This is a genomic window from Sphaerisporangium sp. NPDC005289 (assembly GCF_040607455.1).
Lineage (GTDB): Bacteria > Actinomycetota > Actinomycetes > Streptosporangiales > Streptosporangiaceae > Sphaerisporangium > Sphaerisporangium rhizosphaerae.
The window spans coordinates 514,897-536,772 of record NZ_JBEXGS010000001.1; the positions used below are offsets into that span (position 1 = coordinate 514,897).

Sequence of the window (21,876 nt, forward strand, 5' to 3'; positions counted from 1 at the left end):
GCCCACCGGGGAGGCACAGTGAACACACCGGGCGCAGTGAACACCGGCAGCATGGACAGCGCCGGCACGATGGACACCCCGACGCTGTCGGAGCTGGAGGAACAGGCCGGCAAGGCCGGGCCCGCGTTCGGCGAGCACGCGCACATCCTGTGCGACAACCTCGTGCGCATCTACAAGACCGAGGGCGTCGAGGTGGTCGCCCTGCAGGGGCTCGACCTGCTCATCGAGCAGGGCGAGCTGATCGCCATCGTGGGCGCGTCCGGCTCGGGCAAGTCCACGCTGCTCAACGTGCTGTCCGGGCTGGACGTCCCCACCGCGGGCGTCGCACGGGTCGCCGGCACCGACCTGCTGTCCATGACCGCCAAGGACCGCCTGCGCTACCGGCGAGAGATCGTCGGCTTCATCTGGCAGCAGACGGCGCGCAACCTGCTGCCCTACCTGACCGCCCGGGAGAACGTGCGGCTGCCCATGCGGCTCGCCGGCAAGCGCGCGGGCGCGGCTCGCGCCGACGAACTGCTCGAACTGCTCGGCGTGGCCTACTGCGCCGACCGCAAGCCGACCGAGATGTCCGGAGGCGAGCAGCAGCGGGTGGCCATCGCCGTCGCCCTGTCCAACTCCCCGCAGGTCATCCTGGCCGACGAGCCCACCGGCGAGCTGGACACCGAGAACTCCGAACAGGTCTTCGCCGCGCTGCGCCGGGCCAACCGGGAGCTCGGCGTCACCGCCGTCATCGTCACCCACGACGCGCTGGTGTCGGAGCAGGTCGACCGGACGGTGGGCATCCGCGACGGGCGGACCAGCAGCGAGACGCTCCGCCGCGCCTCCTCGGACGGAAAGATCATCGCCGAGGAGTACGCGGTCCTCGACCGGGTGGGGCGCCTGCAGCTCCCCAGGGACTTCACCAACGCCCTGGACATGGAGCGCCGCGTGCGTCTGGAACTCGAACGCGACCACATCGGCGTATGGCCGGACAAGCCACAACCGGGGGACTCCGAATGACCACCCAGCCGAACGACCCCGCCCCCCACGACGCCACCCCCGGCGGCCGGGCTCCCCGCCACGACGCCGGCGCGCCCCGCCACGAGGCCGGCGCCCACGGCAGCGGCGACCACACCTCGCCGGAACCCGCCGCCGAACCCGCCCCCGCCCCCAAGGCGCCACCGGCCCAGCACGCCACCCCCCACACAGACCACCCGCCCAGCGGCCACACGGGCGAAGCACTCGACGGCCACCCGATCGAGACACCCAGCAACCGCACGGGCGAGGCACCGAGCGGCGGCACGTACGAAGCAGCGCGCAGCCGCACGGACCAAGCACCGAGCGACGACAGGGGCGAGGCGGCGACCGATGGCCGCACGTCGGAGGCGCTCGTCCTCGTCCGAGGGCTGCGCAAGGTCTACAACAGCGGCCCCAAGGAGGTCGTGGCCCTGGACGAGGTCTCCTTCGAGGCCTACCCGGGCGAGCTGATCGCGATCAGGGGACGCTCCGGATCGGGCAAGACGACTCTGCTCAACCAGATCGGCGGCCTGGACCGCCCCGACGGCGGACGCGTCGTCGTCGCCGGGCGCACCGTCACCGAACTGGCCGAATCAGGACTGCTGGAGCTGCGCCGGGACGTCATCGGCTTCGTGTTCCAGTCGTTCGGCCTGATCCCCGTCCTGTCGGCGGCGGAGAACGTCGGCGTGCCCATGCGGCTGTCCCGCGTCCCGGCCGCCGAACGCGACGATCGGGTGCGCATGCTGCTGTCGCTGGTCGGGCTCGAGAAGCACCGGAACCAGCGGCCCTACGAGCTGTCCGGCGGTCAGCAGCAGCGCGTGGCGATCGCGCGGGCGCTGGCGAACCGTCCCAAGCTGCTGATCGCCGACGAGCCGACCGGCCAGCTCGACTCGCAGACCGGCCGCCAGATCATGCAACTGCTGCGCGCCCTGGTCCGCAGCGAAGGAGTGACAGCTCTGGTCGCCACGCACGACCCGGCCCTCATCACCCTCGCCGACCGAGTCCTCCACCTCCACGACGGCGCCTTCACCGCCCCCATCCCCACCCCGGCCTGAGCCTCCCAGGGGGCCGTGGTCGGTCAGCGGCCGGTGCGGCTGGCGACGATGAGCTGCACCATTCGCTCCAGCGCGTAGGCGGGGTCGGTGCCGCCGCCTTTCACCTGTTCGTCCGCGGTGGCGACGGCCTGTACGGCGCGGGCGAGCCCCTCCGGGCCCCACCCGTTGAGCTGGCGCTTCACGCGGTCGATCTTCCAGGGAGGCATGCCGAGATGGCTCGCCAGCTGCCCGCCGCGCAGGTTGCGCGGAGCGCCGCCCACCTTGGCCAGCGACCGCACCCCGCCGGCCAGCGCGCTGACGATCAGCACGGGGGCCACACCGGTGGCTAGCGCCCACCGAAGCTGTTCCAACGCCTCGCCCAGCCGCCCCTCGACCGCCTTGTCGGCGACCGTGAAACCGCTGACCTCGGCCCGCCCTCGGTGGTACCGCGCGACGGCCGCCTCGTCGATCGCCTTGCTGGGGGTGTCGAACGCGAGCTGCCCGCAGGCCGCGGCGAGCTCGCGCAGGTCGTTGCCCACCGCGTCGAGCAGCGCCTGGGCGGCGTCGGCGCTGATGGTGCGTCCGGCGTGCCTGATCTCGTTCTTGACGAAATCGAGCCGCTCGCCGGGCTTGGTGATCTTGGTGACGGTGACGACGGCCGCACCGGCCTTCTTGACCCCTTCGACCAGGGCCTTCCCCTTCACCCCGCCTGGATGCACCAGGACGACCACGGCGTCCTCGGACGGGTTCTTGGCGTAGGTGACGATCTCGGCGATGACGTCCTTGCCCAGATCCTGCGCGGATCGGAACACGACGACGGCCCGGTCGCCGAACAGGGACGGGGAGGTGAGCCTGGTCAGCTCCCCCGGCTCGACCTTGCCGCCGAACAAGTCGTGGACCTTGGTCTCGGGGTCGTCCGCCCGCGCGGCCGCGACGACCGACGCCACGGCCCGGTCGGCGAGCAGCTCCTCGTCTCCGACGACGAGGGTCACGAGTGCTGGTTGCGTCGCCATGCGAGCAGCATCCCACGGCCGCGAGCCCCAGCGGCAACCGACCGGAGACCACCCGGCCGCACCCCGCACGGGCGACCGGACCAAGACCTTCCGGCCGATGACGGCGGCCTGGAAACCTGCCCGCCCCAAGTGTCTGCGAACGGCGAAAAAGAAAAATCAGACGGGAATCTCCGCCGCGCCGATCGGAGCGGCCGACACAGAATCGGCGTGCGTCATCGAGTTCAGCTTCAGGCCCCCTGCCGTCCTTGCTGGCCGCGACACTGCTGGCCGCCGCCGTCGGTGTGTTCGGCCTGGTGGTCTGCGCCCTGGCGCTCGCGGTCGCTTCGTCCGGTTCCGCCGCGGATCCATGGCTCAACGCCGGCACCGTCACCGCAGGGAGCGTTCTGGTGCAGATCGTCGGCCAACTGGTGGGCACCGGGCTGGGCCTGCTGGTGCGCTCGCCTGTGATCGCGTGCCTCGCCACCCTCGCACCGATGGGCCTGTGGTGGGCGCTGGGCGCCGTCGACTTCCTCCGCCCCGCCCAGGCGTTCACCCCGTACGCCACCCTTCGCAGCCTGCTCTCCGGCCACATGAACCCGCTGACATGGACAGTGGGTCGCGGTCCTGCTGATCTGGGGCGTGGGCCTGAACGTCCTCGGCGCGGCCCGGCTGAGGCGGAGTCAGCAGCCGACACCGCGAGCGGAATACGCCTGAGCCCGCGTAACGCCCTCCTCGAACTGACGCGAGCCGACGCCACCGGCCCCACGACGCGAAATACGCCGCAGCCCGCGTAACACCTTGCTCGAACTGACGCGAGCCGGCACCACCGGCCCCACGACGCGAAATACGCCGCAGCCCGCGTAACGCCCTGCTCGATCGGCGTGAACCGGCGCCACCGGTCCCACGATAGGGAGAAGGATCGCCGGAGGGGTGGGCCACCACACACGAGCAAGACGTCCAACCGGCGATTTCCCATGTTCCGGCAAAGCCTGGATCCCACGACTCACGGCTGTACCACCGGTAACGCTGCAAGTCATCAGCAATCCAACTGCAGGTAGTGTCGGGCAAGTTGGTAGCAACGGACAACGGAAGAGGAGGTGAATTCCACCATGAACAAGCGCCGTCACAGCTGTCCTCGCTGCGGAGCGATGCTCGACGAGGGTCCCATCCTGTACCGCTGCGCTCCCTGCCGTCGTTCGGTGTATGCCGCCGACCTCGACACCGAGTTCCACACCGAACACACCACCGCACTCCGCTGACCGCCATTCCAGCAGCGGTCGTCGAAGACGCCCCATGACCGCTCAGGCTCCGCTCGCCGACACCGCGCCCGGCCGCGAAGAAGCCCGGCGCGCCACCTTCAAACGGCCGCGGACAAACGGCCGCGGATGACGATCAGGTCTGAACGACGGCGAAAGACGATCGTCTCAACGGCCGTGGGTGACGATCGCCAGGTGTCCGGCGTCGGAGATCACCGCCACGTCGCCGTGCTGGTCGGTGCGGTAGACGCGCATGCCGAGGTCGTGCAAGCGGCGCATCGTCACCGGCGCGGGGTGTCCGTAGTCGTTGTCCGCGCCGACGCTGATCAACGCCGCCCGGGCGCCCGTGGCGGCCAGGAAGTCGAGATCTTGGCGTGCCGACCCGTGGTGGGGCACCTTGAGGATGTCGACCCTGGGCAGGCCCTGGCGTAACAACTCGGCCTGCGCCTCGATCTCGACGTCCCCGGACAGCAGGGCCGACCCGGACGCCCATCGCGCGTGGACGACGATGCTGGCGTTGTTGGCCATCGAGCCCTCGCCGGGGCCCGCCGACATCGCCTCCGGCGCCGGTCCGACGATGCGCAACTCGACCGGCCCGAGACGCCAGCTCATGCCCGGCGAGGCCACCCACTCGGGCACGTGCCGACGGCCGAGGTCGGTGGACACCCGCGCGCTCTCCTGATGAGGCTCATGTCCCGGACTGACGACCACGGCACCGACCCCTCTGCCGCGGAACACCCCGTCGAGCCCTCCCACGTGGTCGAGGTGCGGATGGGTGAGGATCACCAAGGGCACCTGTTCGACGCCCAGCGTGCGCAGGCAATGGTCGACGGTGACCGGGTCGGGCCCGGCGTCCACCACCACGGCCCTGCCGGCCCCCGCCGACAGCACGAGTGCGTCTCCCTGGCCGATGTCGCAGCTCACCATGAGCCACCCCCGCGGCGGCCAGGGCGCGACGGCCGGACGGACGAAGATCAAGGCGACCGCCAGGCCCACGGCGACGGCGCACGCCACCAGCCGCAGAGCCGCCCGGCGCAGCACCATCCACCCCACCACGGCCAGGACGACGAGCAGGAAGAGGCCGATCACCCCGCCGGGCCACGGAATGGCGGCCGCCGGGACGCCGGCCACCTGGCGGGCCACCACGATGATCCAGCCGACGGCGTACCCCGCTGGACGGACGAGCCATCGCGCGGTCTCCAGGTGGACGGGCGCCACGATGGACGCCGCGAACCCCAGGACCGTCGCCGGGGCCACCGTCGGCCCGGCGAGCAGGTTGGCCGGGATGGCTACCGGTTCGAGCTCCCCCGCCATCAGCACCAGCAGCGGAGTGACCGCGGCCTGCGCCGCGCAGGGCACCGCTATCGCCTCGGCCGCCCAGCGTGGCATCCGCCGGGACATGCGCTCGCGCCATCGGGGCGCGAGCGTCAGGATGCCTCCGGTGGCGAGGACCGACAGCGCGAAGCCGTACTCGGCGGCGAGCGCCGGGTCGAACATGACCAGCCCGAGCACGGCCGCCGACAGCGCGGTGACACCGTCTCCGGCGCGTCCGGTGCCGAGCACGACGGCGGCCACCGAGCCCATGACCAGCGCCCGCAGCACGCTCGGCGAAGGGCGGGCGACCACGGCGAAGCCGACCATGGCGGCGATGGTGAGCACCGCCCTCACGGCCAGCGGCAGCCCGGCGACGCGCCCGAACGCGAGCACCATCCCCGCCACGATGGCCAGGTTGGCTCCGGAGACGGCCGTCAGGTGGCTCAGGCCCGCCGTCTTGAGATCGTGCCTCACCTGCTGGTCCAGGAGGGACACATCGCCGACGACCAGCCCCGGGAGAAGTCCGCGCTCGGCCGGGGGCAGGACGGCGCAGGCCTGCCTCAGCCCGTCACGAAGAGCCGCTGCGGCTCGCTGCGGCGGCGACGGGCCGCTGAGCACCTCCGGCGGCTTGCCGGCGAGGATGACGGCGGCCGTCAAGACCTCGTCGTCCGCGGGACCGAGCCTGCCGTGGACGCGGACCCGCTGACTCGGCAACAGGGACGCCCACTGCGCCGGTCCCTCAGCGAACACCACCACCGGCGCCGACGTGGTGAGGCGCATGCCGAAGGCTTCCACCCGCTCGACGGAGCCCTCGACGATGACCCGTTCGCGGCGTACCAGCCCTCGCCGGCCGGGCAGGACGCGGGGGTCGGCCGTCAGCGACATCTCGACCGTGACCACCGCCCGCTTCCTGGCGAGATCGGCGACCGGCCCGGAGGTCACCGCATGGACCCGGAGGGCGACCGACCCCGAGAGGGCGGCCACGCACCCGAGCACGCCAAGGAGCGTGTACCTCCATCTGCGCCACCTCCCTCGCCCCGGCGTCTCACCGCCTCTGCCAGCGGCAGCGCGCAGGGCGGCGGACGGGCGACGACCGGCGACGATAACCACCACCAGCAGGATCAGGGCAGCGCAGGCCACGCCGAGACCGACCAAGGCCGGACATCGCAAAAGCACACAAGCGGTCCCCCACGCCGCCAACGCCGGCACCGCCAACCGCCACTCCCCCTGCCCAGCCGACCTCTCATCCCCAGGCACCCCTCGCAGCTCTGAGCCCCACGCCGCCCACCCCCACACCACCGACCGCCACCCCTTACGACCGACCGAACTCTCATCCCCGGGCGCCCCCCGCAACGCCGAGCACCACGCCACCCACCCCCACACCCCCCCACCGGGACGCCCTATGGCCGGCCGAACTCTCGTGCTCACGCGCCCCCCACAGCGCGGAGTTCCAGGCCTGCCACGCCCGTACCACCGACCGTGCCTTCCGATGGTCAGCCGAACTTTCGTGCTCGCGTGGCTCTTCGGGAGCGGACACCATCTCGCGTGGTTCCGCGCAGCGGCGGAAGGCGGTCATACGCGCACCTTGTCGCGCAGTTCGGCGAACTTGCGGTCGCCGATGCCGGTGATCTGACGGAGCTGGTCGACGCTCTGGAAGCCGGCATGGCTCTGCCGGAAGTCGATGATGCGGCCGGCGAGGACCTCCCCGACTCCTGGCAGGTCTTCCAACTGGCCGGAGGTCGCGGTGTTGAGGTCCACCGGCATGCCGGGAACGGCGGCGGGATCGACGGGCTGGACGGGAAGGCCCCCGGCGCCGTGGGGACGGCCGACCACGATCTGCTCTCCGTCCACGAGCCTGCGGGCGAGGTTGAGCTCACCGGTCGTGGAGCCGGCCCGGACGCCTCCCGCCGCCGCGAGGGCATCGGCCACCCGGGAACCGCTGGGAAGGGCGACGACGCCGGGCTTGCGCACCTTCCCGATCACATGGACGAGCACCTGGACGGCCACCCCGGCCCCTGTGGAGGGACCACCCAGCGCCGCACCGGACGTGGAGGTCAGAGCAGTGAGAGCGCTGGACGCGGAACTCCCGGCGGACGATGCACCCGACATGGGGCCTGCTGCTGAGGAAGCACCGGGCACGGGAACCCCGGTAAGCGGGGCACCGGGCTTGGAGCCTCCCGCAGGCCGAAGACCAGACGCGGCCGTCACGGCCGGAGGGGCGCCGGACATGGAGTCGACGGCCGGCAGGGCGCCGGATGGCATCGGAGGGCTGAGCGGCTCGACCTGCGGGCGGGAACGCCATGCGTAGACGCCCGCGACCAGGGCCGCCACAAGGCCGAGCACGAGCAGCACCCGGACGCCCGGACGGCCGAGGTCGAACCGCGCCCCGTACTCGGTGACCAGCCCGGCCAGCCGGGCGCGCGAGGTCAGAGCCGGCAACGGCTCGGAGCGCACGCGCCCGGCCGGAGCGGCCTCACCCTGCGCGGCCTCACCCTGCGCGGCCGCGCCGTGCGGAGCCGCGCCGTGCGGGGATTCACCGATGTGGGGCGACGGGCTCACGCTGCTCCTTCCGGGGGCGTCGTACTGCTCGGGCTCGGCATGGTCGTCGTGAGACGGCGGGGACGGGTGCGGGCATCGCCGGCCGAGGGGACTGAGAGCATGCAGGCGCGACTCGCCGACGTCGCTGCGCAGGAACCGGTCCGCTGATCTCACGTGGGCGACGTTAGGCCGCCCTGCGGCCGGCCATCCGACGCGAACGGCATTCTGTGGATAGAGCCTCGGGAAATGCCCGGAAGCGAGTCACAGACAGCACGAGTTGCCGGAGGACACGAAGATGCGCCGGGAGCTAGGCCGCCGCCACAATCGCAGATAGATCTGATGAGGTGGATGAAGCCGCATATCAGGTGCGGTTGGCCGGCTGGAGAGAGCCGAGCAGGCTTACGTCCACGTAGGTGCGGGTTACGTCCACGGAGGTGGTGTATGCGTTTCCGCTGGTGGTCAGCGTGGCGTCGTGAAATGAGCACGGCCATCGCGTGATTCGAACGAGGCCGAAGAGCAGGTCGGAGGAACGTCAGCGCACAATTTCCGCGTACCTGCGCCTTTGCGGCACAACACGAAAGGGCGGTGAAGGCGCGGCGAACCGCAGGTCAGAATGCTGGCGGCGAGGTCAGGGGCGTCGGCCCATGATGTTCAGCAGCCGGGCCTGCCGCGACGCGGTGGGGCCGGGCGCGCCATCGGGAGCGGCGAAGAACCGGTGGGTCGTGTGGTCACTGACGGGAGTCTCGGCCAGACCGGCGTAGATCTCGGCGAGATGGTCATCGACCCACGCCACGAGGCCGGCGTCCAGGACGTCGTCCGCCTCGACGGAGCGAGCGAGATCCCAGGTGTGAATGACGGTGTCCGCCGTGCGTACGGCGAGCGCCTGTCCGCCGGTCACCGGGCCTAGCGGGTAATCGAGCACCCGATCGAGGGCGCCCTGCCGGGCGAACGCCCCCGCGCACTCCCCCACCGACCGGATGTAGGCGCCGACCGGATCGTCACCCAGGACATCGGCTTCACGCAGCCGCAGGAACTCCTCCCTGGTGCCGCCCCGCAACAGGCCCACATAGTTGAGGTTGCCCCCCGCCATGTGAGCGACGAGCTGACGGACACTCCAGTCGGTGCAGGGCGTGGGCAGGCGCCACTGCTCAGGCCGTACCGCCCGCAGCCTCCGCTCGAACTCCGCACTGGCCAGGACGAAACGGTCGACGATCCCGTCGAATGCGTGGTTCACAGGGACGAGTCTGCTGACGCGCCAGAACCGACGCTGGCAGGAATCAGACCTCGCAGCGCGGGACCGTGGGCTTTGACCATTCAACTTCACCGCCGGCGCCACCAGCGACACGGTGATCGAATGCCGGCCATTCCGCTGCCCATAGCGGTGCGGCCATTGATGGCCGGCCGGGCATCAGCGTGAGCCATGAAGACCTCCGGCCGGTGAAGACGGCTTTCCCACCACCTCCGGGGTTCTCCCGTTGATCGACCACCTGCGCTACCGGGCGACCAACCCGCTGACCGAGTACGGCTACCCGTGAGGCGCGTGGCCGGTCAGGCGTTCGGAGGAAGTCCCTCCCAGAAGCCATGGGATGCGGGCCGTGGATGGCGAACCCTGAGCGGCAAGCCCTAAGCCGAAAGCCATGGATGCGAGCCATGAGTCGCAGGCCGTGGGCGGCGGACAGAAGACGGCAAGCCATGGGTGTAGGCCGTGAGTGGCAGGCCCTGGGGGCGGACCGTGCGTGGGGAGGTCAGGTGGTGAGGGCGGGGGCTATGGTGATGCCGAGCATTCCGGGGCCGACGTGGACGCCGACGGCCGCGCCCACCTCCACCACCCGCAACCGACCGAGGGCCGGGATGCGTTTGGCGAGGTGGTCGGCGAGCGTGCCGGCGCGGCCCGCGGCGACGAGGTGGTGGACGGCCACGTCCACCGGATCGTCGCCCGCGGCGCGGACGGCCAGATCCTCGAGTCGCGCGATGGCCCTGCCGGAGGTGCGCACCTTCTCGAGGGGGGCGATGGTGCCCTGGGTGATGTGCAGCAGCGGCTTGATCGACAGGGCGGAGCCGAGGAGGTTGGCGGCGGCACCGATGCGGCCTCCCCGGCGCAGGTGTTCGAGGGTGTCCACGTAGAAGAAGCTCTTGGTGGCCTGGGCGCACGCCCTGGCGGCCTGCGCGACCTCGGTGCGCGTACCGCCCTGGCGGGCCTTCCACGCCGCGGCGAGCACCGGGAAGCCGAGCCCCATGGCGAGCGACCCGCTGTCCACGACCTCGACCGGGATGATGGCGTCGGCGGCCGCGATGCGGGCCGACTCCACCGTGCCGGACATCTCAGCGGAAAGGTGGACCGACACCACGCCGGTCGCGCCCTGGGCCGCGGCCAGTTCGTACGCGTCGGCGAAGCGTTGCGGCGCCGGGCGGGACGTCGAGACCGGCGACCACTGGCGGAGCGCTCCGGCGACGCCCTCGGCATCGATCTCGGCCACGTCGTCGAGTGCGCGGCCTCCCACGACCACCTGAAGCGGGATCACGGTGACGCCGAAGCGCCGGATCTCCTCGGCGTCGAGGTAGGCCGTGGAATCGGTGACCACGGTGACCGCTTGCGACATGACCGAAGGTTACCCGCCGCCACATCACGCATCGCCGGTGGAGGCCACCTTGCGACGACCGGCCCCCAGGCCGTCAGGAGAGGACACCCCGCGACGGCCGGATGCGCCGTACCGCCGCTGGACGCCCTCTGCGATGGCTGGGGGTGTCAGACCGCCGGTGGCGGTCGTCCCATCACGACCTGGGGCACCGGGCCGGGGCCCATGGGTCGAGCGCGGGGCCGGGGGCTACTGGACGGGGGTGCCGCCGCGCCAGACGCGGCGGGGTTTGAGGCCGAAGCCCCAGGCGAAGGCGCCCTCGTGGTCGGCGTCCCACTGGACGATGTCGGCAAGGCGGCCCGGGGTGAGCACGCCGCGGTCGGGAGCGCCCAGGACGGTCGCGCCGCCGAGTGTGGCGGCGCGGAGTGTGGCGGCGCGGAGGGCGTCGCCGACGCTGATGCCGAACGCGGCCACCGCCAGGCTGATCACCAGCGACATCGAGGTGATGCCGCAGTGGCCGGGGTTGTGGTCGCTGCCGAGGGCCACCGTGACGCCCTGGGCGAGCATCCGGCGGACCGGAGGCAGGTTGCCCTGCTGGAGTGCCGTTCCGGGGCACACGACCGCAGGGACGCCGTAGCGCGCGAGAAGCGCGATGTCCTCGTCGGTGGTGTTGTGCAGCAGGTCGGCCGACGCGCAGCCGAGTTCGGCGGCGAGCTGGACGGCGCCGCGGCGCTTGTGGGCGCCGGCGTGGATGCGCGGCAGCAGGCCGACGTTGCGGCCGGAGGCGAGCACCCAGCGGGCCTCGTCGGTGGTGAAGTGGCCGTCGTCGCAGTAGACGTCGACGCTGTCGGCGCCCGCCGCCGCGGCGTCGGCGCACCAGGAGCCGACGGCCTCGACGTAGTCGCGCTGGCGGCCGAAGTACTCGGGCGGCACCACGTGGGCCGCGAGGAAGGTGACGTGCACCCGCGGCATCATCGGCTCTTTCTCGAGCTCGCGCAGCAGCCGCACGTCGGCCAGTTCGCCGTCGCGGGTGAGGTGGTAGCCGGTCTTGGCCTCGACGGTGGTGGTGCCGTTGAGGATCCAGTCGCGCAGGCGCTCGCGGACGCCGTTGCAGAGCGTCCACGGGTCGGTGCCGCGGGTCACGGTCACCGTGGAACCGATGCCGCCGCCCGCCGCAGTGATCGCGCTCGGCGTGGAGCCGCCCGAGCGCATGGCCAGCTCGGCGTAGCGGTTGCCCGCGTACACCGGGTGGGTGTGCGCGTCGATGAGACCCGGCGTCACCAGGGATCCGCCGAGGTTCTCGACGTGATCGACGTCCGTGATGTCGTCCACGACACCGGGCACGCTCTGCGGCAGATCGGCGGCACGGCCGACCCATGCGATGCGGTCGTTGTGAACGAGGATCGCGGCGTTGCTGCAGACGTCGTTGCCGGTCCAGAGCCGGCCGATGTTCGTGAGAAGCCTGACCGTCATGGCATCACCGCCCGGCCCAGGGCCGTGGAAGCATCCGGGAACGCCGCCGGAGCCCAGGTGGTGCCGGGCGCCACGCCCGCTGGGTCCGCTCCGTTTCCGGACGTCATTGGGGGGTCTCCTGATCTCATCCGCACTGGTGTGCGATGACGGTATCGTCCGGATCTTGGCCGGGCGATTTCAGTTCAGTTACGTTATTTCACAGGTCGGCTCGCTGTACAGGGTTATTGAGAAGAACGGCGGTTCGTCTCCCCTGCGGCGCGTCGAGGCCCTCTGCACCCCGGCATGTCAGTATCCGTCCCCGGGAACGCCTGGTGCCGACCTATGCCCCTGCTGTAGCAGCAGTCACACGCGTCATCATGCGAAACCAGCGCCAGAATGTCTTGTCAGGGTGCCCATATCGTAGCAATAATCAAGCCCCGCGGGCCACAGGCACCTTCCTGCGCCTTTGCGAAGTTTCTCTCCCGCGTCGCGCTTCTGTACCTTTTCGGATACTTCATCACGACATCAAGCCGGGACTCCCGTCTCCCCCCGGACGACGGGACGATCTGCGATCGCCGCGCGAAGGCTCCGAGCGAACGCCGCGCCAAGCCCTCCCCGGCACGCCGACCCGGCTCATCGAGCCTCCGCCGCAGGCCGCCGAGAGCCGTTCACGGCTATCGTTGACCTTTCAACAGAATAGCAGCACGATCTCCGCACCGGGCGGAATCACGCGAGAACGGACCGAGCCGGCCACCGCGCGCAGCGGGCCGGGCCGCTCCCGTTCCACGCCCGACCTGCGGCCGGGAATCCCGGCCGGGGACAGAGCCCCGGCCGAGATCAGACGGTTTCGACCGGCTTGGCGGTGCGCTCGAGCTCGGCGTGCAGGCCGGCCGGCACGTGGGCGTGCAGGATGGTGCCGTCCCCCGTGTGGTGGACCGAGTGCACCTCGCCCTCCTTGTGGGCGCGGGCGATGAGGTCGCCGCGCTCGTAGGGCACCAGCACGTGCACCTCGTGGTCGAGCCGGGGCAGCTCGCGCTCGATCACGGCCATCAGCTCGTCCAAGCCCGCGCCGGTGCGGGCGGAGACGACCACGCTGTGGCGCTCCCGCGTGGCCAGCCGGGCCAGCACCACCGGGTCGGCGGCATCGGACTTGTTGACCACCACGATCTCGGGGATGTCGCCCACCCCGTCGATGTCGGCGAGGACCTCGCGCACCGCGGCGATCTGGGACTCCGGATCGGGGTGCGAGCCGTCCACGACGTGCAGGATCAGATCGGCGTCGCCGACCTCCTCCAGCGTGGACCGGAAGGCCTCGACGAGCTGGTGCGGCAGGTGCCGGACGAACCCGACGGTGTCGGCCAGCGTGAACAGCCTGCCGTCGGGCGTGCGGGCGCGCCGGACCGTGGGGTCGAGCGTGGCGAACAGGGCGTCCTCCACCAGCACCCCCGCGCCGGTGAGCCGGTTGAGCAGGGACGACTTGCCGGCGTTGGTGTACCCGGCGATCGCCACCGCCGGCACCTCGCGCCGCGACCTGCGTGAACGCATGGTCTCGCGGGCCGTCGACATGCCGCTGATCTGCCGGCGCAGCTTGGCCATGCGCTCGCGGATGCGGCGGCGGTCCAGCTCGATCTTGGTCTCACCGGGGCCGCGGCCGCCGATGCCGACGCCTCCGGCCGCCCGGCCGCCGACCTGGCGGGACAGGTTGCCACCCCAGCCTCGCAGGCGCGGCAGCAGGTAGCTGAGCTGGGCCAGCTCGACCTGGGCCTTGCCCTCGCGGCTCTTGGCGTGCTGGGCGAAGATGTCCAGGATCAGGGCCGTGCGGTCGATGACCTTGACCTTGACGACCTCTTCGAGCTGGCGGAGCTGACCAGGGGTCAGTTCGCCGTCGCAGATCACGGTGTCGGCACCGGTGGAGGCCACGATGTCGCGCAGCTCGACCGCCTTGCCCGAGCCGATGTAGGTGGCGGAGTCGGGACGCTGGCGCCGCTGGATGAGCCCTTCCAGGACCTGCGACCCGGCGGTCTCGGCCAGCAGCTTCAGCTCGGCCAGGGAGTTCTCGGCGTCGACGACGGTGCCGCCGGTCCACACTCCGACCAGGACGACCCGCTCGAGGCGAAGCTGGCGGTATTCGACTTCGGTGATGTCCTCGAGCTCGGTCGAGAGGCCGGCGACACGCCGCAGGGCCTGCCGCTCTTCGAGGTCGTAGTCACCGTTGACGAGATCTTCGTCGGACTCGTTATACATATACGTCTTCTCTGTGGCTATGGTCGCGCTCCTCAGCGCTCGTGGGTCACCGCTCGCGGTCGACCGCTCCGCTTAATTCAACACGGGGACCCCTCTGCTGTCTTCCCCCGATGGTGCCACGCCGGTCCCGGCGGTTCACCTGGTTATCGCCCCGCCCCTTTTCCCCGTGCGCAGGCGGCTCAGGTGGTGGCGAGAACCTTGGCGTCGCCCGACCCGGTCTTGACGACGATGGTGCGCGGCGAGGAGTCGTCGTCGGTGACGTCGATCTTCTTGTCGCCGGAGCCGGTGCTCGCGGTGACGTTGTAGGCACCCTTGGGCACGCGCACGGTGCCGGTGCCGGAGCCGGTCTGGACGTCGACCTTGTCCGGCGTGGCGGCGAAGCGCAGCTCGACGTCCCCCGAGCCGGTCTTGGCGGCCGCCTGCTTGGCGCCCAGCTCGTTGGCGTCGACGGTGCCGGACCCGGTGTCGGCGGTGACGACTCCGGACAGCGAGCGCAGCGTGATGTCGCCCGACCCGGCCCGGACCTTGACCTCGACCCCGCGCGGGACCTCGATGAGGTAGTCCACGCCGCAGCTCCACCCTGAGCGGCAGGTGTAGTCGAGGGTGAGGGTGTCCCCTTCGACCGGGTGCCGCGTGACGGGTTTGTCGCCCTTCCAGTAGAGCTTCTCGGTCACGTGGTACCCGGCGCGGTCGGACTCGGTCACCTCGATGTCCCCGGCGCCGCTGTCGACGCGGAGCACGGGGGCCTTGCCGGTCACGTCGTAGGAGTTGGTCTGGTTCTTGGTGGGCGAGGCCAGGTCGGTCACGCCGCACCCGGTGAGCAGCAGCCCGGCGCCGAGCACGGCCCCGGCGGCCAGGACGCGTCCCGCCCTCGCCGGCAGGAGTGCGGGGCGGGTACGGGGGGAGGTGTCGGTGGGGGAGGTCGGATTCTTCATGGTCCAAGACTGCTGGCCGCGGGCGTGCGGGCCCATCGGGGAAGGCCCGGAGACAACCCTTGGCGATCCCTCAGGGTTGCCGGGCGTTGACCCCCGAGACGGGCACCCGGTAGCGTCGATTCCACAATCTAGAACTGTTTTTCCGCATTATGGAAAGGATGGCCATGGAAGGCGTTGAGATCACCGGCCCCTCGCTGGACCGCTTCGACCAGATCCTCACCCCCGAGGCACTGCGCTTCGTGGCCACCCTCCAGCGCGAGTTCGAGGGCCGCAGGCGCGAGCTGCTGGAGGCCCGGCGGGCCCGCCAGGCCGAGTTGTCCGCGGGCGGCACCCTGGACTTCCTGCCCGAGACCAAGGCCGTCCGCGAGGACGAATCCTGGCGCGTGGCCGAGCCCGCCCCCGGCCTGGTCGACCGCCGGGTCGAGATCACCGGCCCGGTCGACCGGAAGATGACCATCAACGCCCTCAACTCCGGCGCCAAGGTCTGGCTCGCCGACTTCGAGGACGCCAACTCCCCGCTCTGGGAGAACGTCGTCAACGGCCAGCTCAACCTGCGCGACGCGCTCGACCGCGCCATCGACTTCGAGTCGGGCGGCAAGCGGTACGCCCTGCGGCCCGACGAGGAGCTCGCCACGGTCGTCGTGCGGCCGCGCGGCTGGCACCTGACCGAGAAGCACGTGCTGGTGGACGGCGAGCCGTTCTCGGCCTCGCTGTTCGACTTCGGTCTCTACTTCTTCCACTGCGCGCAGCGGCAGATCGACAAGGGCAAGGGCCCGTACTTCTACCTGCCCAAGATGGAGTCCCACCTGGAGGCCCGGCTCTGGAACGACGTGTTCACCCGCGCGCAGGAGCTGCTCGGCGTCCCGCACGGCACCATCAGGGCGACCGTCCTCATCGAGACCTATCCGGCCGCCTTCGAGATGGAGGAGATCCTCTACGAGCTGCGCGACCACTCGGCGGGGCTCAACGCCGGGCGCTGGGACTACCTGTTCAGCGTGATCAAGAAGTTCCGCACCCGCGGCCGCGAGTTCCTGCTGCCCGAGCGCAACGCGGTGACCATGACGGCGCCGTTCATGCGCGCCTACACCGAGCTGCTGGTGCGCACCTGCCACCGGCGCGGCGCGCACGCGATCGGGGGAATGGCCGCCTTCATCCCCTCCCGGCGCGACCCAGAGGTGAACAAGGTCGCCCTGGAGAAGGTCCGCGCCGACAAGACCCGCGAGTCCGGCGACGGGTTCGACGGGTCCTGGGTGGCCCATCCCGACCTGGTGCCGATCTGCCAGGAGGTCTTCGACTCCGTCCTGGGCGAGCGGCCGAACCAGCTCGACCGGCTCCGCGAGGACGTCGTGGTCCCGGCCGCCGATCTGCTGTCGGTGTCCAAGACGCCCGGCGACATCACCGAGGCGGGCCTGCGCAACAACGTCGACGTGGCCCTGCGCTACCTGGCCGCCTGGATGGCCGGCAGCGGCGCGGTGGCCATCCACAACCTGATGGAGGACGCCGCGACGGCCGAGATCTCCCGCTCGCAGATCTGGCAGTGGGTGCACAACGACATCGAGCTGGCCGACACCGGTGAGGTGGTGACCAAGGAGCTGGTCGAGCGGGTCATCTCCGAGGAACTGGACAGGATCCGCCAGGAGCCCGGTTTCGACCAGGCCCTGTACGGGCAGGCGGCGGAGCTGTTCACCGAGGTCGCCCTGGACGACGACTTCGCCGAGTTCCTCACGCTCCCGGCGTACGCTCGGATGCCATGACACCGGCACCGGCCGAGCCGTCCGGCCGACTCAGCGCCCTGGTGGACCGCCTCACCTCCGTCCTCGGGCCCGACGGGGTGATCACCGATCCCGTGCGGCTGCGCACCTACGAGTGCGACGGGCTGACCTACCACCGCGCGACCCCGGCCGTCGTCGTGCTGCCCGAGACGGCCGAGCAGGTGGCGGCGGTGGTCAGGCTCTGCGACCGCACCCGCACCCCGTTCGTGGCGCGCGGCTCGGGCACCGGACTGTCCGGCGGGGCCCTGCCGCGCGCCGACGGCGTGCTCATCGTGACCTCCCGCATGCGCCGCATCATCAAGATCGACATCGAGAACCGCCTGGCGGTGGTGGAGCCGGGCGTGACCAACCTGGCGATCAGCGAGGCGGCCCGCCCGTACGGCTACTACTACGCGCCCGATCCCTCCAGCCAGCAGGTGTGCTCGATCGGCGGCAACGTCGCGGAGAACTCCGGCGGCGCGCACTGCCTGAAGTACGGCTTCACGGTCAACCACGTCCTGGCGGTCGAGCTGGTCGCCCCGGACGGCGAGATCGTGGAACTGGACGCGATGGACCCCGGCTACGACCTGCTCGGGGCCTTCATCGGCTCCGAGGGCACGCTGGGCATCGCCACAAAGATCACCGTACGGCTGTCGCGGATCCCCGAGACGGTGACCACGCTGCTGGCCGCCTTCGCCACCGTCGAGGAGGGCGGCCGGGCGGTGTCGTCCATCATCGGCGCCGGCATCGTCCCCGCGGCCATCGAGATGATGGACGCCCTGGCCATCGAGGCCGCCGAGGCGGCGGTGCGGTGCGACTACCCCGCGGGGGCGGGCGCGGTGCTCATCGTCGAGCTGGACGGCCCCGCCCCGGAGGTCTCCCACCAGTTCGCGCAGGTCGAGGCCATCTGCCGCGACACCGGCGCCTTCGAGCTGCGCGTCGCCGACGACCCGGCCGAGCGCGCCGCCATCTGGCGGGGACGCAGGTCGGCGTTCGCCGCCGTGGGGCGCATCAGTCCCGCCTACCTGGTGCAGGACGGGGTCGTGCCGCGCACCGCCCTGCCCGAGGTGCTCGCGGGCATTGAGCGGCTGTCGCGGCAGTACGGCATCCGGGTCGCCAACGTCTTCCACGCCGGGGACGGCAACCTGCACCCGCTGGTGCTGTTCGACGACGCCGAGGAGGGCGCGGGCGAGCGGGCCGAGCTGGTGTCGGGCGAGATCCTCGACCTGTGCATCGAGCACGGCGGGTCGATCACCGGGGAACACGGCGTCGGGGTGGACAAATCCCGGTACATGCCGAAGATGTTCACGGCGGACGATCTGGACACCATGCAGCTCGTCCGCTGCGCCTTCGACCCGAAGAACCTGTCCAACCCCGGCAAGATCTTCCCCACCCCACGGCTGTGCGGCGAGGCCCCGGGCGTGCGCAAGGGCGTGCATCCCCTGGTGGCCTCCGGAGAGGCGGAGCTGTTCTGATGCCCCTTCCCCCCGAGGAGGCCCTGGCCGCGAGCGGCGTGGAGGTCCGCGCCGCCACCCCTGACGACGCGGCCGCCCGCGCGCCCGGCCTCGGGCGGCTCGCCCCCCGCTGGATCGCCCTGCCGGAGACCACCGGCCAGGTGGCCGCGCTCATGCGGGCCGCCGCCGAGCACGGACTCGCCGTCGTCGCCACGGGCGGGGGCACCAAGCTCGGCTGGGGGGCGCCCCCCGACCGGTGCGACCTGCTACTGTGCACCCGCCGCATGGACCGCGTCCTGGAACACGCCGCGGGCGACCTGGTGGCGCGGGTGCAGGCCGGCGTGCCCACCGAGGCGCTCGCCGGCGCGCTGGCCTCCTCGGGCCAGGAGCTCGCCCTGGACGTCCCCGTCGAAGGGGCCACCGTCGGCGGCACGCTCGCCGCCGCCACCGCCGGCCCCCGCCGCCTGCGGTACGGCACCGCGCGCGACCTGCTGATCGGCATCACCGTCGTGCTGGCCGACGGCACCGTCGCCCACTCGGGCGGCAAGGTCGTCAAGAACGTCGCGGGCTACGACCTGGGCAAGCTGTTCACCGGCTCCCTGGGCACGCTGGGCGTCATCACCGAGGCCACCGTCCGCCTCCACCCGCTGCCGGCCGCGCGCGCCTGGATCGGCGTCACCGTCCCCGGCCCGGACGCGCTCCCCGACCTCGCGGCCCTCGCCGGGTCCCAGACCGAGCCGAGCGCCGTGGAGATCGACCGGCCCTGCGCGGACGGCCCGCTGACCGTCGCCGCGCTGTTCGAGGGCGTCGCGGCCGCCGAGCGCGCCAAGGCCGCCGGCGAGCTGCTGGGCGGCGCCCCGGTCGCCTCCGAGCCGCCCCCCTGGTGGGGCCGGCTGCCCGGTGAGGAGTTCCTGCTGGAGCTGCGCGTCCGGCCCGCGTTCGCCGTTCCCGCGCTGACCGCGGTGGCCCGCGCGGCCCGGGAGGCCGGCGACCTGCCGGTGCACGTGCGCGGGTCGGCCGCCTCCGCCGTCCTCCACCTCGCCCTGCCTTCCGACGCCGCCCCCGCCCGCGCGGGGACGTTCGTGTCGGTTCTGCGTTCCGACCTGGCCGCGCACGGCGGCAGACTGGTGGTGTGGACCGCACCGGCGGACGCGGCCGACCGGCTCGACCGCTGGGGCCCGGCCGGGGCCGCCACGCTCATGCGGCGGGTCAAGGAACGCTTCGACCCCGGCGGCCGCCTGTCACCGGGCCGCCTGCCCACCGGCGGGCCGCCGCCTGAGGCCGGGAGCGGGGAACGCGCGTGAGGAGCCGACGGTGATGAACCCCGAGTTGATCAACGACTGTGTGCACTGCGGGTTCTGCCTGCCCACCTGCCCCACCTACGAGCTGTGGGGCGAGGAGATGGACTCCCCGCGTGGACGCATCCACCTGATGAAGCAGCACGTCGAGGGCACCCCGATCACCCCTGAGATGGCCGGCCACTTCGACGCGTGCCTGGGGTGCATGGCGTGCGTCACCGCCTGCCCCTCGGGGGTCAAGTACGACCGGCTGATCGAGTCCACGCGGGCCGAGGTGGAGCGGGCGCACCACCGCCCGCCGGCCGAGCGGGCGTTCCGCGCGCTCGTGTTCGCCCTGTTCCCCTACCCGCGGCGGCTGCGGGCGCTGCGCCTGCCGCTGCGGCTGAGCCGCAGCCTCACGCCGCGGCTGCGCCCCCTGCTCGAACGGGTCGACCCCCGGCTGGCCGCCATGGCCGAGCTCGCGCCGCCCGTCCCGCGCCACCGGGCACGGCTGCCGCGGCGGGTGGCCGCGCGCGGCGAGCGCCGGGCGACCGTCGGACTGCTCACCGGATGCGTCCAGGGCGAGTTCTTCCCCGGCGTCAACGCCGCCACGGCGCGTGTCCTGGCGATGGAGGGCTGCGACGTGGTCATCCCGCGAGGTCAGGGGTGCTGTGGCGCGCTGTCGGTGCACTCCGGCCGTCCCGAGGAGGCGGCGAGGTTCGCCCGCCGGACGATCGAGACCTTCGAGCGGGCGGGCGTCGGCACGGTCGTCGTCAACGCCGCCGGTTGCGGGTCCAGCACCAAGGAGTACGCCGACCTGCTCGCCGACGATCCCGCGTGGGCCGCGCGGGCGCGGGCCCTGCGGTTCGCCGACCTGGCCGAGTACCTGGCCGAGCTCGGCCCGATCGCCGAACGGCACCCGCTGCCGATCACGGTCGCCTACCACGACGCCTGCCATCTGGCGCACGCCCAGGGCATCCGCGCGCAGCCCAGAGCGCTGCTGGCGGCCGTCCCGGGGCTGCGGCTGCGGGAGATCCCGGACGCGGCGATGTGCTGCGGCTCCGCCGGAACCTACAACCTGTTCCAGCCGGTCGCCGCGCGCGAGCTGGGCGACCGCAAGGCCGCGCGGGTGCTCGGCGTCGGGGCCGACCTGCTGGTCTCGGCCAATCCCGGGTGCACCATGCAGATCGCCGCCGCCGCCCGCCGGCGAGGCGAGCACATCCGTGTCGCCCACACCGCCGAACTCCTCGACGCCTCCCTGCGCGCCCTGTCCCCCGTGACCCTCGGCCGGGCGCGATGAGCACGGTCCAGAGCGTCGACCGGGCCCTGGACGTGCTGGAGGCGCTGGCCGACCAGGGCGGGGAGGCGGGGCTGTCGGAGATCGCGGCCCGCACGGGGCTGCCCTACGGGACGATCCACCGGTTGCTGCAGGCGCTGCTGAGCCGGGGATACGTCCGGCAGGAGTCCGACCGCCGGTACGCGCTGGGCGGCGCGCTGATGCGGCTGGGCGGAGCGGCCGAGCGCATGGTGGGCGTGTGGGCGCAGCCGTACCTTTCCAAGCTGGTGGCGCTGTCCGGCGAGACGGCCAACCTCGCGGTGCTGGAGGGCGACTTCGTGGTGTACGTGGCCCAGGCGGCCTCCCCGCGGCGGCTGCGGATGTTCGCCGAGGTGGGCAGGCGGGTCCTGCCGCACAGCACCGCCGTCGGCAAGGTGCTGCTCGCCGACCGGCCGGACGCGGCCGCCATCCTTGCGCGCACGGGCCTGCCCCGCCGGACCGAGCACACGATCACGACGGTCGAGGCGGTGCTGGCCGAGCTGGACGCCGTGCGGTCGCGGGGGTACGCGATGGACTTCGGCGAGGAGGAACTCGGCGTCCACTGCCTGGCGGTGCCGGTGCGGGACGGGAGCCGGGTGATCGCGGGCATGTCGATCTCGGGACCGGTGGAGCGCATCGAGGCGCTGGACCGCGAGGAGCTGGCCGAAGGCATGCGCGAGATCGCCGCGGACTTCGGGCGCGAGATCTTCCCGGCCCACTGACACCGGGCCGCCCGGGGCCG

General features: G+C 72.1%; 16 protein-coding genes. 8 read left to right on the plus strand and 8 right to left on the minus strand.

Going from position 1 to position 21,876, the window contains the following annotated elements:
- Positions 1 to 18 precede the first annotated feature (18 nt).
- A complete protein-coding gene (locus tag ABZT47_RS01960; protein ID WP_354835065.1) occupies positions 19 to 999 on the plus strand; it encodes an ABC transporter ATP-binding protein in 981 nt (326 codons plus the stop codon).
- Entirely contained in the window at positions 996 to 2,051 is a 1,056-nt protein-coding gene (locus tag ABZT47_RS01965) for an ABC transporter ATP-binding protein (protein ID WP_354835067.1), read from the plus strand. The genes ABZT47_RS01960 and ABZT47_RS01965 overlap by 4 nt, the downstream gene beginning before the upstream one ends.
- A 23-nt stretch (positions 2,052 to 2,074) precedes the next feature.
- Here the strand turns inward: ABZT47_RS01965 and holA are convergent, their stop codons facing one another.
- On the minus strand, positions 2,075 to 3,043 hold the full coding sequence (gene holA, locus ABZT47_RS01970; protein ID WP_354835069.1) for a DNA polymerase III subunit delta: 969 nt from the start codon (positions 3,041 to 3,043) through the stop codon (positions 2,075 to 2,077).
- Between the two features lie 245 nt (positions 3,044 to 3,288).
- Between holA and ABZT47_RS01975 the strand changes: the two genes are divergently transcribed.
- Positions 3,289 to 3,816, plus strand: a complete 528-nt coding sequence (locus tag ABZT47_RS01975) for a hypothetical protein (protein WP_354835071.1) — start codon at positions 3,289 to 3,291, stop codon at positions 3,814 to 3,816.
- A gap of 630 nt (positions 3,817 to 4,446) precedes the next feature.
- Here the strand turns inward: ABZT47_RS01975 and ABZT47_RS01980 are convergent.
- The 7 genes from ABZT47_RS01980 to ABZT47_RS02010 all read right to left on the minus strand — a co-directional run bounded on the left by ABZT47_RS01980 (position 4,447) and on the right by ABZT47_RS02010 (position 15,337).
- Entirely contained in the window at positions 4,447 to 6,588 is a 2,142-nt protein-coding gene (locus ABZT47_RS01980) for a ComEC/Rec2 family competence protein (RefSeq protein ID WP_354835073.1), read from the minus strand.
- Between the two features lie 576 nt (positions 6,589 to 7,164).
- Entirely contained in the window at positions 7,165 to 8,304 is a 1,140-nt protein-coding gene (locus tag ABZT47_RS01985; RefSeq protein WP_354835075.1) for a ComEA family DNA-binding protein, read from the minus strand.
- Between the two features lie 454 nt (positions 8,305 to 8,758).
- Positions 8,759 to 9,364 carry a TIGR03086 family metal-binding protein gene (locus tag ABZT47_RS01990; RefSeq protein WP_354835077.1) on the minus strand — a complete coding sequence of 202 codons (606 nt, stop codon included), beginning with the start codon at positions 9,362 to 9,364 and terminating at the stop codon, positions 8,759 to 8,761.
- 511 nt (positions 9,365 to 9,875) lie between these two features.
- The gene (locus tag ABZT47_RS01995; RefSeq protein ID WP_354835079.1) at positions 9,876 to 10,730 is read right to left on the minus strand and encodes a DegV family protein; all 855 of its coding nucleotides are present in this window, start codon (positions 10,728 to 10,730) and stop codon (positions 9,876 to 9,878) included.
- 225 nt (positions 10,731 to 10,955) lie between these two features.
- The gene (locus ABZT47_RS02000; protein WP_354835081.1) at positions 10,956 to 12,179 is read right to left on the minus strand and encodes an amidohydrolase family protein; all 1,224 of its coding nucleotides are present in this window, start codon (positions 12,177 to 12,179) and stop codon (positions 10,956 to 10,958) included.
- Positions 12,180 to 12,995: 816 nt separating this feature from the next.
- A complete protein-coding gene (gene hflX / locus ABZT47_RS02005) occupies positions 12,996 to 14,402 on the minus strand; it encodes a GTPase HflX (protein ID WP_354835083.1) in 1,407 nt (468 codons plus the stop codon).
- Positions 14,403 to 14,581: 179 nt separating this feature from the next.
- Positions 14,582 to 15,337 carry a DUF4097 family beta strand repeat-containing protein gene (locus ABZT47_RS02010; RefSeq protein WP_354835085.1) on the minus strand — a complete coding sequence of 252 codons (756 nt, stop codon included), beginning with the start codon at positions 15,335 to 15,337 and terminating at the stop codon, positions 14,582 to 14,584.
- 164 nt (positions 15,338 to 15,501) lie between these two features.
- On the opposite strand from ABZT47_RS02010, the gene aceB reads away from it, so the two are divergent.
- The 5 genes from aceB to ABZT47_RS02035 are packed head-to-tail and all read left to right on the plus strand — an operon-like array spanning position 15,502 to position 21,856.
- On the plus strand, positions 15,502 to 17,091 hold the full coding sequence (gene aceB / locus ABZT47_RS02015; protein WP_354835087.1) for a malate synthase A: 1,590 nt from the start codon (positions 15,502 to 15,504) through the stop codon (positions 17,089 to 17,091).
- A complete protein-coding gene (locus ABZT47_RS02020; RefSeq protein WP_354835089.1) occupies positions 17,088 to 18,563 on the plus strand; it encodes an FAD-linked oxidase C-terminal domain-containing protein in 1,476 nt (491 codons plus the stop codon). The genes aceB and ABZT47_RS02020 overlap by 4 nt, the downstream gene beginning before the upstream one ends.
- Positions 18,563 to 19,846 carry an FAD-binding oxidoreductase gene (locus ABZT47_RS02025; RefSeq protein WP_354835091.1) on the plus strand — a complete coding sequence of 428 codons (1,284 nt, stop codon included), beginning with the start codon at positions 18,563 to 18,565 and terminating at the stop codon, positions 19,844 to 19,846. The genes ABZT47_RS02020 and ABZT47_RS02025 overlap by 1 nt, the downstream gene beginning before the upstream one ends.
- Positions 19,847 to 19,859: 13 nt before the next feature.
- Positions 19,860 to 21,119: a heterodisulfide reductase-related iron-sulfur binding cluster gene (locus tag ABZT47_RS02030; protein WP_354835093.1), complete on the plus strand. Its 1,260-nt coding sequence runs from the start codon at positions 19,860 to 19,862 to the stop codon at positions 21,117 to 21,119.
- Complete coding sequence (locus tag ABZT47_RS02035) at positions 21,116 to 21,856, plus strand: IclR family transcriptional regulator (protein WP_354835095.1); 741 nt, start codon at positions 21,116 to 21,118, stop codon at positions 21,854 to 21,856. The genes ABZT47_RS02030 and ABZT47_RS02035 overlap by 4 nt, the downstream gene beginning before the upstream one ends.
- The last annotated feature ends 20 nt before the right edge of the window (positions 21,857 to 21,876 follow it).